At 70.8% G+C, this 15,387-nt stretch carries 11 protein-coding genes; 2 read left to right on the top strand and 9 right to left on the bottom strand.

Translation table 11 applies throughout. The features are described 5' to 3' along the window. Positions 1 to 32: 32 nt before the first annotated feature. The 3 genes from AB0L06_RS12245 to lanKC form a co-directional block, all read right to left on the bottom strand. Positions 33 to 1,757: an ABC transporter ATP-binding protein gene (locus AB0L06_RS12245; protein ID WP_500231017.1), complete on the bottom strand. Its 1,725-nt coding sequence runs from the start codon at positions 1,755 to 1,757 to the stop codon at positions 33 to 35. Between the two features lie 148 nt (positions 1,758 to 1,905). Further along, positions 1,906 to 2,037, bottom strand: coding sequence for a SapB/AmfS family lanthipeptide (locus AB0L06_RS12240; RefSeq protein WP_157429682.1), 132 nt, complete (start codon positions 2,035 to 2,037; stop codon positions 1,906 to 1,908). 58 nt (positions 2,038 to 2,095) lie between these two features. Further along, entirely contained in the window at positions 2,096 to 4,864 is a 2,769-nt protein-coding gene (lanKC, locus tag AB0L06_RS12235) for a class III lanthionine synthetase LanKC (RefSeq protein WP_500231016.1), read from the bottom strand. Between the two features lie 623 nt (positions 4,865 to 5,487). On the opposite strand from lanKC, the gene AB0L06_RS12230 reads away from it, so the two are divergent. Together AB0L06_RS12230 and AB0L06_RS12225 are read left to right on the top strand one after the other, a co-directional pair. After that, positions 5,488 to 6,726: a L,D-transpeptidase gene (locus tag AB0L06_RS12230; protein ID WP_500231015.1), complete on the top strand. Its 1,239-nt coding sequence runs from the start codon at positions 5,488 to 5,490 to the stop codon at positions 6,724 to 6,726. Positions 6,727 to 6,931: 205 nt separating this feature from the next. Beyond that, entirely contained in the window at positions 6,932 to 7,570 is a 639-nt protein-coding gene (locus AB0L06_RS12225) for a rhomboid-like protein (protein ID WP_500231014.1), read from the top strand. A 35-nt stretch (positions 7,571 to 7,605) separates the two neighbouring features. On the opposite strand, the gene AB0L06_RS12220 is transcribed toward AB0L06_RS12225, so the two are convergent. The 6 genes from AB0L06_RS12220 to AB0L06_RS12195 all read right to left on the bottom strand — a co-directional run bounded on the left by AB0L06_RS12220 (position 7,606) and on the right by AB0L06_RS12195 (position 15,259). Further along, positions 7,606 to 8,832, bottom strand: a complete 1,227-nt coding sequence (locus tag AB0L06_RS12220) for a hypothetical protein (protein ID WP_500231013.1) — start codon at positions 8,830 to 8,832, stop codon at positions 7,606 to 7,608. A gap of 1,293 nt (positions 8,833 to 10,125) precedes the next feature. Then, positions 10,126 to 11,232 carry a molybdopterin-dependent oxidoreductase gene (locus AB0L06_RS12215; protein ID WP_500231012.1) on the bottom strand — a complete coding sequence of 369 codons (1,107 nt, stop codon included), beginning with the start codon at positions 11,230 to 11,232 and terminating at the stop codon, positions 10,126 to 10,128. Positions 11,233 to 11,384: 152 nt separating this feature from the next. After that, positions 11,385 to 12,011: a class I SAM-dependent methyltransferase gene (locus AB0L06_RS12210; protein ID WP_500231011.1), complete on the bottom strand. Its 627-nt coding sequence runs from the start codon at positions 12,009 to 12,011 to the stop codon at positions 11,385 to 11,387. After that, the gene (locus AB0L06_RS12205) at positions 12,001 to 13,299 is read right to left on the bottom strand and encodes a TIGR04282 family arsenosugar biosynthesis glycosyltransferase (RefSeq protein WP_500231010.1); all 1,299 of its coding nucleotides are present in this window, start codon (positions 13,297 to 13,299) and stop codon (positions 12,001 to 12,003) included. Before AB0L06_RS12205 ends, AB0L06_RS12210 begins: the two co-directional genes overlap by 11 nt. After that, a complete protein-coding gene (locus AB0L06_RS12200; RefSeq protein WP_500231009.1) occupies positions 13,296 to 14,075 on the bottom strand; it encodes a glycosyltransferase family 2 protein in 780 nt (259 codons plus the stop codon). Before AB0L06_RS12200 ends, AB0L06_RS12205 begins: the two co-directional genes overlap by 4 nt. Continuing rightward, positions 14,072 to 15,259, bottom strand: a complete 1,188-nt coding sequence (locus AB0L06_RS12195; protein ID WP_500231008.1) for an NAD-dependent epimerase/dehydratase family protein — start codon at positions 15,257 to 15,259, stop codon at positions 14,072 to 14,074. Before AB0L06_RS12195 ends, AB0L06_RS12200 begins: the two co-directional genes overlap by 4 nt. Positions 15,260 to 15,387 lie beyond the last annotated feature (128 nt).

The following is a 15,387-nucleotide window of genomic DNA, read 5'->3' as shown; positions in this document are numbered from 1 at the left end:
AGGTGGGCTTGTGCGCGGGCGGGATGTGGAGGTCATGCCTTTCCCCCGAGAGAGGCGGTGGGGTCGGCGAAGAGGGCTCGGTAGGCCGGATGGTCGCGCCACAGGTCGGCGTGAGGAGCTTGGGCGCGGACGCGGCCGTCGTCGAGCCAGACGACGTGGTCGGCCTCGGCGGCGGTGGCGATGCGGTGGGCGACGAGCAGGCGGGTCCGGCCGTCGGCCGCGCTGGTGAGGGCCGCGCCGATTTCGCGTTCCGTCACGGTGTCGAGGCTTGAGGTCGCGTCGTCCAGAACGAGGAGCCGCTCCCCCTGCGCGAGCGCACGAGCGATTCCCAGGCGTTGTCGCTCACCGCCCGACATCGGTGCGTCCGCCAAGGCGGTGGCATAGCCGGATGGCAGTCGTTCTAGGTAGGAGTCCACGCGGGCGGCGCGGGCTGCGTTCCGCACGTAGTCCTCGTGCGCGCGCGTGTGGGAAGGGAGGCCGAGTGCCACTGCGTCGGTGACGGTCTCCCCCAGCAGAACGGGGCGTTCGAACGCGTAGCCGACAGCACGTCGCAGTTCGGTACGCGACAGCTCGTGCAGGGGGACGCCGTCCAGGAGGACGATGCCTTCGTCCGGGTCGAGCAGGCGTCCTGCCAGGGCGGCGAGGAGGGATTTGCCTGCGCCGGAGCGTCCGACCACGGCGGTCGCACCGCCACTTGGGATGACGAAGTCGACACCGCGCAGTCCTTCGCCGCCCGGCGTGCGGATCGTGACGTTCCTGAACTCGAGGGTTCCGGAGCCGTGCAGCGGGAGATGGCGCATGCCGTGGCGGACGACGGGTTCCGCGAGCACTTCGGTGACCCGGCCCGCGGCCGCGCGCGATCGGGCGAGTTGGCCGACCTGGCCGAGCGCGCCCGAAAGGCTCGCGCCGAGCACCGCATAGCGTGCCGCCGCATACAGCGCGCCCAGGGTGAGTCCGCCTGAGACGAGCCGCCATCCGCCTACGGCGAGGACGGTCACCTCCAACAGCGGGACGGTCAACCCCGCCTGCACCCCCGCGCGCGCGTTGGCGCGCCAAAGTCGAAGCCCGTGTTCACGAAGTGTGGGCAGCGGGGCGAGAATCCGGCGTGTCTCCAAGTCCGCGGTTCCAGCGGCGGCGATCGTGCGGATTCCGGTGAGCGCGTCCGTCAGGCGGGCCGCGATGTCACTCTGGGTGCGCTGGTACCCGGCGGCGTGGACGGTGGTCGCCCGCAGGAACCCGCGCAGGACGAGCGTGATCGCCACCAGGCCGGCGACCAGCGCGCCCAGCAGCCACGGGTCGATGAAGGCCAGGGCGACGAGCCCCCCGACGGTCGGGATGAGCAGGGCGGCGGCGGTGACGAGCGCCGCCGGGGCCTGGCCGAGCTCCTCGGCGTTCAGCCCGATCCGGGTCGCGAGGTCGCCTTCGGGATGCCGCCGGGTGATCGCCGGTCCCGCGCCGAGGACGCGTCCGAGCAGGGTGCGGCGCAGCCGGGCCGCCGCTCCGGTGCCGGTGACGCCGGTCGCCCAGGCCGTCAGGACCTCGCACGCCGCGATCCCCGCGACGACGGACGCGGCGATGGCCGTCCAAGGGCCATGGACGGCGTTTCCGGAGGTCAGGCCGTCGATTGCGCGCCCCATGGCGAACGGCAGGAGCAGTTGCAGGACGGCGCCACCGAGCGCGCCCAGGACGAGGAGGGCCGTCCAGAGGCCGCCTTCTCGCGCGGTGCGCGTCACCAGGCGATCCGCTGCCGTCCGCATCCGTCCTCCTCTCGAAGAAGGTGACCTAGAAGAAAGGTGACCGCCGCGTGCGGCACGGCCGGGACCGTGCCGCACGCGGCGGCATTGGGCGTTTCCGGGTGACCCCCTAGTGGCGGCCACCCGGACCGTCACGCCCGAGCGCCGGGGCTCAGTGGCAGAGCGCGAGGCTCAGGTTGCTCGGCGTGTGCGATGCGCAGGTAACGATGGTCAGACCGCTACCGCCGCTGGCTCCGCCGGAGGCGGTGGGGGCCTGGAGGCCCTGCAGGTCGAGAAGCGCCATGGTGGTTGCTACACCTCCTTTCCCTTCCGTGGGTGGACGGGTTCGGGCCGTTCCGGCGTCACGCGAGCGGGGTCTCCTTGGCCAGGCTCCCTACGCGGCCGGAAGGGCCGATCATGAGGCCGGACGAGCCGGCCGAGGTGACGGACGAACCGTCGGTGGTGGGTGAGGTCTCGTGAGCGAGGTGGCGCGCCGGATCGAGGGGACGCGCGGAGTCGAGGGGGCGTGCGGGGTCGAGGGGGCGTGCGGGGTCGAGGGGGCGTGCGGGGGCGTCGAGGAAGGGCATCGACGGCCTCCGTTCGTCGAACGCGGACGCCAGGGCGAGCAGCACCCCGGACGTCCCGGTGGCGAGGTCCATCGACAGCCGCATCAGCTGGTCACCGGTGAAGGCGAGCCCGTCGTTGTAGGGCATGGCGTGCCAGCGCAGGCCGCTGACCTGCGCGTCCAGCCTCGGATCGCCGTGCGGGTCATAGGCGGGGTGGAGGCCGGCGGCGAGTGCGGCAATGATCCCGGCGCGTCCGGCGAACAGGCCGGACTGGACGAAGTAGGCGGATTCGGTGACCCGGGCGAGCCGGGTCAGCGCGCCTTCGAACTCCTCGTCGCGCCGGTGGCGGAGGTAGCGGGCGACCACGAGGCCGATGCCGACGGACCCCTCGTCCAGGTAGGGCAGGCTGCGCCAACCCTGGTTGACCTGGAGTGATCCGTCCTCGGCGAGCATGCAGCGGCGCAGGTCCTGGCGGAGCGCGTCGGCGGCGCGGTCGAGAAGCGTCGCGTCGCCCCCGCGTTCGTAGGCGTGGAGGAACAGCAGCGCCGGGCCGGACGAGCCGTGCATCAGCCCCGCGCGCGGATGGTCTCCGCCGCTGATCTCCGGGACGTCCTCCGGGCCTCCGATCCGCTCGGCGCACAGGTCGACCATGCGGGACGCGGCGTCGGTCAGTTCGGTCTCGCCGGTGGCCTCGCCCAGGTGGAGGAGGTTGAGGCCGGTTCCGGCCAGTCCAGAACACAGGTTCAGGCTGAGTCGATCCCACTTCTCGCGAAGACAGATGTCGGCGAGGTCCAGTGCTTCCTGGCGGCGACCGAGGCGGTCGAGGACGTGCGCGACGCCGTGGAGGCCGTCGTAGAAGCCGATCGGGGTGCCCACGTCGGGGTTCAGCGCACGTTCGACCAGCCAGTCGACGTGTTCCGGCGGGACGTCCGCACCGGTTTCGGTCAGGGAGTAAAGGACTCCCGCGGCTCCGTGGGCGATGTTGACCGCGCCGCCGTCCCGGAACTGCGCGGGATCGCCGGGATAGAGGCGGTCTTCGCGGTCGGGGGTCGCCGAGGCCAGGATCGCGCGGTGCATCGCGTCGCGGACGTCCGGCCAAGGCGCGCGCCCCGGGAGGGGAAGCGTGTCGAGTGGGGACGGCGTCGGATCGGGGTCCGGACCGAGGAGGACGGCGACGGCGTCGTCGAAGTCCGCGCGCGGCACCGGAAACGTCTCGGCGATCAGGCCGGCGAGCTGGCGGGCCTTCCGCGGGTGCATCAGCAGGGTGATCGTGGTCTGCGGGGCGAACAGGTAGTAGCGCATGCAGGCGAGCGCGTACCTGTCGACGTCGACCCCGCGCCGGTCGCGCGGCGCCAGAAACGCCGGGTTCGCGAGGGTCGTGCGCGCCTGCTCCTCGACGGGGACCGCCACCTCGAAATCGATGAGGCAGAGCCGTCCGGACGCCGTCACCAGGATGTTGTTCGGATGCAGGTCGCCGAAGACCACGCCGCGCTCGTGCAGCCGCTGGACGGCGTCCTCGATCTTGGCGAGCGTGTCCAGGGCCCACTCGGTGTACGCGGCGAGCGTCGTCGCGCCGTGGTCGGCCTTCGTCAGCGGGTACCGCTGGACGATCTGCCGCTGGAGCGGGTTCCCGTCCACGAACTCCTCGACGAGGAAGTGGTGCTCCCCGAGGACGAAGTAGTCGCGCAGCGCCGGCACCACGTCCAGCCCGGAAAGGCGTTCGAGGATGTCGCGCTCGTGCTCGAGGCGGGTCACCGCGTCGCGCCCGAGGACGTCGAGTCCCGCGTGCGGACGCGCCTCCTTCAGGACGACGCGCTCGCCGGAGGCGCGGTCGCGGGCGAGGTAGACCCCGCCGCCGTTCGAGAAGTGCAGGACGCTTTCGAAGTCATAGGGCATCTCGTCGACGCGGACGGAGTTCCGGGCCTCCAGATGCGGCGCGAGGAAAGGCGGCAGCGTCACCCATTCGGGCACCGAGAACGTCGATCCCCGGACGTCCGGGACGAGTTCCCCCGCGCCGTTCTCGATGGCGGGCACGAGTTCGCCGTCCTTGCCGACGCAGCGGCGCTCGGCGAAACCTCCGTAGCGTACGAAGAGCGGCCCGTCCGCGTACCTGAGGTCGCTCAGAATGTAGGGTCCCTCGATGCCGTCCAGCAGCTCGTCCAGCTCTTTGAGGACGATCTCGCATTCGTTCTCGTCCGTCGGGTAAAGGGTGACGAGTTTGCCGCTGGCACCCCGAGAGGCGGCCTTGGAGTTGCGCATGAGCAGGACGGACCGGCCGCGCAGGTACTTGAACACGATCCCGCGTGGGACGCAGTAGTCCCAGATCAGGGCCAGGGCGCGCTCGGCGTCGTCCAGGCGGGCGGACACGTGGATCTTCCATCCCTGGGGCGGGAGCGTCTCTTCACCGCCCGGCGCGTAGTACATCCAGACATCGGACTCGTGCCGCACCCAGCCTTCGGGAACCGGACGGGCGACGAGCGAGAAGTCCGATGTCTCGTTCTGCCTTTGGCCGAATTTGTCGTAGAAGAACAGATCGGCGAGGCAGTAGGGCTCGTACTGGTCCACCGCGGTCCTCCTCTGTGTTCGCTCTGTGCTCGGCTGCAATTCAGCATCACCGGCAGGGAGTCCCGCGCCAAGTTGAATCCGCAATACTTGATCGTGAGGAACGCACTATCGCGCGTGTGCGTTCCTCCGTGCCGTCCTATGAAGACGGAGGATGTGCGCACCGAGGCGTTCGCCTGCCCGAAGCGCCCCCTTGGACGTCCTTGGCCGGCTCCTCCAGGAGCGGCCGGTGTCCCTGGCGGCCCCTCCTGCAGCTCGGAGAGCACCCGGCCGACGCGGCACCTGGGCGGTGTGCGTGACCCAAAAGCGCATTGGGAGACGACCGGAACGGGTCCCCGGCGAGCGAGGGAAGCGGCCGAGGCCACGGAACGGGCGTAACCGGTGCAGGCGGAACCGGCATGGTTCACCGTCCGTGCACAGGCGGGTGGGCTGCGGTTTCTTATGGGAAAGATGCGAACTCGTGGGAGGATTCCGACGTCTTACTGATCGACGTTCGCCCGGACGGGGGGACGGTGCCGGGGCGCAGGTCCTCCTAGGTCGGGGCCAGGTGGGGAATGCGGGAAGAAGCACCGGCATTCATGTCGCTAATGTGCTTTCTGCGGATTGCGTGCTGATGAGGGAGAACCGTGCGAGGTAAGGCCCTGGTGGTGGTGGCGACGGCGGTCCTCGGACTGTCGGCGTGCGGCGGTGGCGGTACGGACGGCAAGGCCAAGACCGCCGGACACGACGAAGGCGTCCCCCAGATCTCGATCACCCCGGCGAACGGTTCGGCCAAGGCGAAACCGGACGCGGGCGTGACGGTGACGGCGTCCGGCGGAACGTTGAGCCAGGTGCTGGTCAAGCTGAAGGACGCCGACGTGCCCGGCGTCATGTCGGCGGACAAGAAGACCTGGAAGTCGTCCTGGACGCTGATCCCGGGCGGGAAGTACACCGTCCAGGCGGTCGCGGCGTCCAGCAAGGGCAAGACGGCGACCGCGAACAGCTCGTTCAGGACGGTGAACAACACCGCGCGGACGACGATCAACAACGTCATCCCGAGCCCGGGCGAGAAGGTCGGCACCGGCATGCCGATCTTCATCCAGTTCAACAAGGAGGTCCCGGACAAGGCCAAGCCGACCATCGAGAAGGCCATCGAGATCCAGTCGACCTACCCGACGGTGGGCGCCTGGCGGTGGCTGAGCGCGGGCGAGTCGTTCAACGGGCTGCCCTCGCTGGTGTTCCGTCCGAAGGACCCCTGGCAGGCGAACCAGAGCGTCCAGCTGAGCGTCCACTACGCGGGCCTGAAGATCGGCGACTCGGTCTACGGCGACAAGGACGTCACCCGCAAGTTCAAGATCGGTGACGCCCACACCATCACGGTGAACAACCGGACGCACAAGCTGACCGTGAAGAAGAACGGCACGGTCGTCCGCAAGTGGGGCGTCAGCCTCGGCACCGGCGGCGAGACGCAGAGCGACGGCGTCGACCACCTGAAGACCACCAGCGGCGTGCACCTGACCATGGACCACGTCCGCCTGGAGCGCATGGTCGCCCCCGGCAAGAAGAAGGGCGACCCCGGCTACTACGACGAGCAGGTGCCGTTCGCCACGCGCATCTCCAACAGCGGTGAGTACGTCCACCAGAACATGGACGACCCGTCCTGCCTGGGCAACCGCAACTGCTCACACGGCTGCGTCCGCTCCCCGGGCTCCGACGCGGAGTGGTTCATGAGCTGGTCCTACCGGGGCGACATGGTGACCATCAACGGCACCGGGCGCGACCTGCAGTGGTCCAACGGCTGGGGCTACTGGCAGATGCCGTTCACGCGCTGGGCGAGCGGCAGCAAGCTCGGCCAGCCCGTCACCACTGCCTCCCTCGGCAAGTAGACCCTCACCTCCCGGCCGGTAGAACCTCCCTCCTGCGGCCCCGATTCTCCCGACACGGCCCGGCGCTTCTCCTCCCCGAGACCGCCGGGCCGCCTGTTTGTCCTGAATGGTCTGTATGGACGGGCTCTGAAGTCCCTCTGAAGGCGCGCTCCGGCCCTGTTGCGCGTCCGCGAAGGTGCACTATGGACTCGTGCTGAGGACCAGAGTGGCCACTTGGGGGTACGTCGTGGCACTCGCCTTGGCCGAGGCCGCGGTCTGGCTGCTGTCCCCCGAGTCCAAGGCGCGCGTGGTCGACTGGGTGAGCACGAACGTCGCCAACCTGTCCCACCACCCGCTGGGCTCCCTGGCCGCGTCCGCGCTCGTCCCCGACTCGTATCCGCTGGTGTGGGTCGGGATGGCGGTGGTGGCGCTGTTCCCCGTCAACGCGCTGCTGGGCAACCGCCGGACGGTCCTGTTGTTCGTCCTCCTGCACGTGGTGGGGACGCTGGTCAGCGAGGGTGTCGTCGCGTGGCGCGTCGCGCACGGGGCGCTCCCGGAAGCCGCCCGGCACCAGCTCGACACCGGGCCCTCGTTCGTGCTCGTCCCCGGCCTCGTCCTGGTGATCCTGTTCGGGACGTGGTGGTGGCGTCCGGTGGCGGCGGCCGGATTGTGGGCGCTGTGGCCGTACCTGTTCGAGGGGCTCGGCCAACTGGAGGTCGCGGCGGTCGGGCACGTCACCGTGATGGTGCTGGCCGTCCCGCTGTTCCTGCTGCTCCGGCGTGGCCGTCTCGCCGCCCTCGCGCGCGACGTGCGAGCCGCGTCCCCGCCGACAGACGCTCCGGCGACCGAGCCTTCAACGCCCTGACCAGCAGTTCCGGAGCTTCTGGCGACCGGATCGGCTCACCATTCGGAAAGTACGAGTGCCTGGACGAGCAGGGCCACCACCACCTGGGCGGTCAGCCATCCTCGTGCGGGCGCGCGTAGGACGCTCGCGGCCGGCAGCAGCCACGCCGCGAACGGAAGCCAGATGCGTTCGACTTCGCCTTTCGTCACGCCCGCTACGTCCAGGCTGAGGACGGCGACGACCGCTGCGGCCGCCAGAAGGACGACCGGCTCCGCCCGGAGCCTTCGCCGCGCCACGATGCCCTGCTTAAGGAGCGAGGGCAGTACGTACGCGATGGCCGGTCCCGTGAGGATGCCGAGGACGGCTATGTCCGCGCCCAGGAAGTAGGGGTAGGACCTGCGTGCCGAGCCGCCGCTGGCGCGATAGGTGTCGAGCGTGGCGTGGACACCGTCCGGCCACCAGAAGCCCCCCAGCGTGAAAGCCGCGGGGATGACGGCGAATCCGAGCGCCATCACTATCCAGAACCTCAGTGTTGGACGCGTAATCCACAGAACGACGCTCGGTAGGGCCAGGAGGGGGAGCAGTCCATAGCTTAGGTAGGGCAAGGCGCCGAGCAGCAGACCACCCGCCAACGGCCGGCGCATCGCCAGGAACGCGATGCCCCAGGCCCCGACCCCGAGGAAGAACGCGTCCATGGACGTCGCGATCCAGAGCGAGAGAGGAGACAGCACCAGGAAGGGCAGCGCCCGGCGCGCCGCCTGTTCCCCGGCCAGCACCCGCACCGTCAGCGCGATGGCCACCGCGGACGATGCCCCGACACCGATGATCATCAGCGCGGGCCAGAGCGTCCCGTGCAGCCCGATCGCGTCCAGCGCCCAGAACACCAGCGTCGGCAGCGGCGGATGCCCCCGCACATGCGTCGGGTAGGCGTACAGCTCCTTGGTGAAGGTGCGCAGCCAGCGCAAGGGGTGGTCACCGACCGCCGCCAGCCCCGCCGGATACTCGGTCGACGCGTCCAGCGGCCTCGCCAGCGCCCCGGGCCCGTCACTGACCGCCAGCGCGACGGCCCACCCGACCGCCATCGCCCACGACAACGCAAGGAGGATCCGCCATCGCATCACCCGCACGATCAACGGAAGAACACCGACCGAGACCCCCGCGTACCCGACCGCCGGAGCCATCTGCCATGTCAGCAACCTCGCCTTCGCGTGCAGCGGCGGCAATGCGTCCTCAGTGGCGAGCCCCGCCCGCCGCATCACCTCCCCGACAACGAACGCCACCACGATCAGCCCCGCCCAGACCCCGACTCCCCAAACCCCACCACGCCGAAGCCATGACACCCCCCGACCGAACGCCCTGGTACCGAACGCCCTGGTACCGAACGCCCTGGCGCCGAACGCCCCGCCCTCGGACGCTTCGACCCCCGACGCCCCGCCCCTGACGTCCCCGAACCCGGACGCATCGCCCCTGGACGCACCGGTACTAGACGCACCGGTACTAGACGCACCGGTACTAGACGCACCGGTACTAGACGCACCGGTACTGGACGCGCCCGTACTGGTCGCCGCCGAACCCGGCTCCTTCGGGTCAACGGCTGTTCCGCCGACCGTTCCTCGCCCCACCGCCCCTTCGCCGTCAACCGCCGCCCTACCAGCCGTAGCCTCCGAACCAACCGCCGTCACGGTGCCGACAGCCGATCCGTCACAACCTTCCGCCACTTCACCGACGTCCGACTCCGTCGTCCGCATGCCACCGAGTTCAGGAACCTGTTCAGATGCCCGCTCAGTCATCCGTCCCGCCCTCTACCGACCGCCCATCAGCGCGACCAGCACCCCCTTGATCCCGCCGACCAGGGACGTCTTCGCCCGAGGGCTCGACGTCCTGCCCGTCGGACCTACCGATGTCCTGCTCACGGGATTCACCGCGTCCACCGTCTGTCGTGCCTTCCGCCGCATCACGCGGCGGAAGGCGCTCGGGCTCACGCTCGGCGTCAGGCTGCTGCGGCTGCGTCCTCTGCTCGCTGCCGTGAGAAGGACGTCCACGACGAAGAGCGCTCCTCGCGAGGCCTACGGCGGGGACGTGTCCGATCCGCCGCCATGGAACGGCCGTCGCGACAGCGACCACGCCCACGGCGATCACCAAGTTGGGGAGGTAGTGCAGAGGAAGAATCGACGGATTGTCGGGGCGGCGCCCGAATCCGAGCAGCATCGGCAGCGCGACCAAGCACAAGGTGCCGGCTATGAACGTCCCTCGCCGGAACCGCTGCCACCGCGGTAGCAGAACGCTGATCAGGAGCAGGGTCGGTACCAGCACGCCGTCATGCCCGGCCACCGCACCACCGACCCACAACATCCACCCGCCCGGCCGCGAATGCATCACCACACCCGAAAGGCCGATTCCGATGAAGACCGCACCCACCACGTACGCAGCCCAGCGACCGGCCCCACCCCGCGGATGCTCGAACGCACCGCCACCGCTCTTCACACCCCGACCGGCTCGGCCACCGCCCCCACCTCCGCCAACAGTGCCGCCCTGATCAGCCCCGCCCCGCGAACGCCCAGCACCGCCACCGCGCGTCATTCGGCGACCAAGGTCGTGAGCCATTTGGTTTGGAGGACACCAGGACGGTCTGGAGCGATCAGACGGCAGGGGTAGCCGTGGTCCAGAGCCAGGGGCTCGCCGTTCAGCGACAGGGCCAGGAGCGTGTCGGGGTCACGCCAGTGCCGGGGATCGACCTCGGAGCTTCGGTAGGCGCCGCCGCTCTGCAGGGATTCGGCTCGGACGCGCGTATCGGCAGGGGCTCCGGCCCGGCTCAGGACGTCACGCAGACGGACGCCCGTCCAGTTTCCGGAGGCGGACCAGCCTTCGACGCACGTGATCGGAAGGCGGACGGTGTGCTGCGGCATCGCGCTGAGTTCGGCTAGTGAGAGCGAGAGCTCGTTGCGAACGCGTCCAGTCACGCGGAGCCGCCAGCCCGGATCACGGGCGGTCTGCGTGACTCCGGCAGCGAGCGCGCTGCGGTTCACCGGGAGCCGCTGCGGGCCGACGCCTATGCGACGCGGGGCCAGCAGGGCGAGGCGGGCCAGCGGCGAAACGGCCTCGCCGACGGTGAACAGGGTGACCGCGCCCGACGCCGCGAAGACCGTGAGGAGAAAGGAGCGACGGTCGAGACCGTCGTCGGGTCTGCGCATCACGGTCCGGCGGGCCTTGGTCCACTCGTTCGCGATGTGGATGATCAGCGCGCCGATGACGACGTAGGCCGTCCAGTAGTGGGCGACCGTGAAGAAGAACGGGAAGGGGTACCAGTAGGCGATGTTCAGGATGCCCGTGACCAACTGGAACAGGGCGCCGCCGACCAGCAGCAGGACGAGGGCGCGTTCGAGTGCGTGGCCGACCGAGCGGAACGGCGGCCACTGGAGGAGCTTCGGATAGACCGTCCAGAGTTTGGCGAGGAGGAGCGGCACCGTCGCCAGCCCGCCGATGACGTGGACGCCCTGGGTGACGCGGTACAGGTTGATCGGCCTGGACGGCCAGTGCAGCCAGTCCGGCGGATGCTGCATGAAGTGGCTGATCAAGCCGGTGATGAACGCCGAGCCGAACGAGACGCCGAGCGCGATGCCCAGCCACGCCGCGATCCGCTCATCGTGGAAGCGGCTGCTGAAGCGCGATCCGACGGACGTCACCAGGTGGCCGACCTGGTCTTGCGCCTGAAGGATCGAGCTGACCCGTGGCTGACGGCGTCCGGCTCGGGCCGCGAACGGCCCCGAGCCCTCGGAACGACGCCGGATCGTGGAAGCCAGATGTCGTGGAGGTCCGTCGGCCGGTCGGGCCTGGGTCACGGGGTGAGTGCGACGAAACATCGTGTTGCCTCTTCCCAGCGTTCGGAAACGATCAGGCCGCTTTGGGGGAGGTCGTCGATGGCCACCTGGGCCCAGGGGAACCAGGGGCCGGTTGTCGTGCCGCTGCGCAGGCGGACGTGTTCGCGCCGGGAAATGGTCCCCGGGGCGTTCACTTCGGCGAGGATCCGGCCGCCGGGGGCCAGGAGGGAGGCCAGGCGGCGAAGCAGTGTGGACGGTTCGCCGCCGATGCCGATGTTGCCGTCCGCGAGCAGGACCGTCTGCCAGAGGCCGGCGCCGGGGATCTGCTCGAACACGTCCCCGACCAGGGCGGGGCCGCCCGCGGCCACGGTCATCGCGACCGCGGTCGGCGCGTTGTCGATGCCGACGGCCAGGACGCCGCGTTCGGTGAGCGCGACGGTCAACCTGCCCGGCCCCGAACCGACGTCCAGGACAGGGCCTTCGGAACGTGACAGCAGGCCCTCGTCGCCCGGCCGCAACCGCAGCCAGTCCGTCACCGGCAGCGGCCGCCGCGCGCCCGTCGCGTCCTCGATCTGCACCGACGCGTGCCCTCGTGAGCCGACGGCCTGCTCGTCCAATGCCCTCTCGTAAAGCTCACCGATCACGGAAGGCCACCCCCTCCAGATCGAGCAGCACCTCGGCGTCCGCACCATCGAGCTCTCGGGAACCTCCGCTGTTCCGCTCCGGACGCGTCGCCCCCTGCTTCGAACGCGCCGGGCCCTGCTCGGACCGCGCCACGCCATGCTCGAGACAGGACACGTCTTGCTCCGAACGCGCTGCGCCACGGTCGGAACGGGCCGCGCCGTGTTCAAGGCGGGGCGCGCCTCGACCCGAACGCGCTGCGCCTTGCTCCGGACGCGCCGGGCGTTGCTCGGAACGGGTCGCGCCGTGTTCGAGGCCTGGCGCGTCTTGTTCCGAACGCGCTGCGCGTTGCTCGGGACGGGCCGTGCCACGCCCGGAACGCGCGGCGCCATTCTCGAGGCGGGGCGCGCCTTGCTCCGAACGCGCAGCACCTTGCCCTGGACGGGCCGCACCTTGCTCGGGGCGGGCCGCACCTTGCTCGGGGCGGGCCGTGCCACGGTCGGAACGCGCTGGGACTTGGTCGGGGGGCGCTGGGGGTTGCTGCGGGTGCGCCGGGTGTTGTTGGGGGTGGGGTGGGTCTTGTTTGGGGGGCGTGGTGGTCGGTTGGAGGTGAGGGGGGATCGCTGTGTTGTGGGGAGGGGTGGCTGGCGTGAGTTGGTCGGTTCGGAAGGGGGTGGTGAGGGTGCGGTAGATGGCGGCGAAGCGGGTGGTGGGTGCGTGGGCGGCCACTTGGGCGGCGTCCGCGTGGGTGTCCACGTCGGTGAGTTCGGGGAGGTGGGCGACGGTCAGGGCCGCCTCGGCGAGACGGCACAGCTGGAAGTGGCCGGTGTCCGGGCGGGACATGGGGACGCCTCGGAGGAGGGACGCGTCAGGGGTGCGGAGGCCGAGGAGCCAGAAGCCGCCGTCGGACGCGCGGCCGAAGGTGGCGTCGTGTGTCGCCAGGGCGGCGGCGGCGTCGGCCAGGAGGGACCAGGTCAGCTGCGGGGTGTCCATGCCGACCAGGACCAGCGGACGGCCCTGGTAGGCGTCGTCGAAGGCGTTGGCCAGGCGTTCGTCCAGGCCCTCCCCGCGCTGCGGGATGACGTCGAAGCCATCCGGGAGCCAAGGGCCGGGCGATCCCGCGAGGGCCAGGACGCGGCGGACGGCCGGGGCCGCGGCCACGGACTCGAGCGTGTCCTTCAGGGACGCCTCGGCCAGGGCGGCGGCCTGGTGGGGTGTGAACGGCGGGGTCAGACGTGTCTTGACGCGGCCCGGGACCGGTTCCTTCGCGATGACGATCAGGTCGGCGGCGAACGGGACGGGGGCGGTCACGCGGCGCCCACCTTGGTCAGGACATCGCGCATGTCCTGGACGGCCCGGATCGTCCCGCGGAGGGTGCCGGTGACCTTGGAGCGGCCGGTCCTCGGGTGGTACGGGACGTCCAGTTCGGTGATGTGCCAGTTCGCGCGGGCTGCCTTGAGGACCATCTCCAGCGGGTAGCCGAAGCGGCGGTCGGTCAGGGCGAGAGCGAGCAGATCGGTGCGGCGGACGGCGCGCATCGGCCCCAGGTCGTGAAGGGACGTGCGGGCGCGCCGGTTCAGTTCGCGTGCCAACACCCGGTTGGCGATGCGTGCGTGCGGCGGCCAGGAGCGCCATTCGGTCGGGCGGCGGCGTCCCAGGACGAGCATCGGCCGGTCCACGGACCCGCCGGTGGAAGGGCCGTCCGAAGCGGCGTCCGCGTCAGACGAAGGCCGCGACGGGGACGGGACGGAACCGGCCGCCCGAGGGGAATCGGGGAAACTCCGGGAACCTCGATTGAGCCTGGAGACCAGGAGGGGGAGGTCTTGGGGGTCCAGCGAGGCGTCGGCGTCCATGAGGCAGACGGTCTCGGCGGTGGCGGTGAGCAGCCCGGCGTGGCAGGCCTCGCCGAAACCCCGGCGGGCGGCGTGGACGACCCGGGCGCCATGGCGGGCGGCGACCTCGGCGGACGCGTCGGTGGAGGCGTTGTCCACGACGATCGGGGCATATCCGGGCGGCATCCGGTCCAGGACCCAGGGCAGGGCGTCGGCCTCGTTCAGGCACGGCAGGATCACGTCGACGGTCGTCACGCGGTCACCGCCGCGAACTCCGCCATGCCGTCCTCGAAGCCGATCTCCGCGGTGAAGCCGAGGTCGGCGGCGGCCCGGTGGGGGCTCGCCACGATGTGGCGGACGTCGCCGAGCCGGTACGCCCCCGTGACCACGGGCCGCGGGCCGCCGCACGCGGCCGACAGGGCCTCGGCCAGGTCACCGATCGTGCGGGGCCGTCCGCTCGCGATGTTGTAGGCGGCGAAGGGCGCGTAGGACGGATGTTCCAGGGCCAGGACGTTCGCCCGGGCAACGTCCCGGACGTGGACGAAGTCGCGCCGCTGGAGGCCGTCCTCGAAGACCTTCGGGGCCTCGCCGCGCAGCAGGGCCGAGCGGAAGAGCGCGGCCACGCCCGCGTAGGGAGTGTCGCGGGGCATACGTGGGCCGTAGACGTTGTGGTAGCGGAGGGCGATGACCGAGCCGCCCGTCATGCGTGCCCACGAGGCGGCCAGGTTCTCCTGGGCGAGTTTGGTGTCGGCGTACACGTTGCGCGGGTCGGCTGGCGCCTTCTCGTCGATCGTCCCAGGGCTCAGGGGCCGCGCGCAGCGCGGGCAGGCCGGTTCGAAGACTCCCGACGCCAAAGCCGATTCGGCACGTGGGCGCGGCCTCACCGAACCGTGCACGGCGCACTCATACGAGCCCTCGCCGTAGACGACCATGGACGACGCCAACACCAGCTTCCGCACGCCCGCGCGAGCCATCTCCGCCAACAGGACGGACGTCCCCAGCGCGTTGACGGACACGTAGCCGGGCAAGTCGTACACGTCCACGCCAAGCCCGACCATCGCGGCCTGGTGGCACACGGCGTCCACACCCTGGAGGGCGCGGGCGACCGTCTCCGCGTCCCGCACATCGCCCGGTGCGCCCCTACCGGCATCCGTCCGCGCGGCAACGCTCGTCTTCACGCCCGAGCCCGCCCCAACGCCCGAGCTCGCCCCCACGCCCGCGCCCATCTCCACGCCTGCGTCCATCCTCACGCCCGCGCTCGTCCTCACGCCCGCGTCCGTCCTCACGCCCGCGTTCGCGCCTACGCGCGCCGCGGCTTCGACGGCCGGGGTTTCCGGGCCGGCTATGTCCAGGCGCAGGACTTCGTGGCCGGACGCCTCCAGCGCATCGGCGATGTGCGAACCGATGAAGCCCGCCGATCCTGTGAGCAGCACTCGCATGGCCCGAACATAGGTCGCGAACCCGATCGTCGACCCGAATCCGTCCCAGCCGTATGAACCTCGTAAGAACTTCTGAACGTTGGTAGACCTTCGCCTGGTCAGAGGCCCCGCGGCCGGGCGCGAGGGCA

The organism is Spirillospora sp. NPDC052269 (genome assembly GCF_040679435.1).
GTDB lineage: Bacteria > Actinomycetota > Actinomycetes > Streptosporangiales > Streptosporangiaceae > Spirillospora.
Note: the sequence above shows the minus strand (reverse complement) of the source record. Positions and strands in the feature narration are given on the sequence as shown.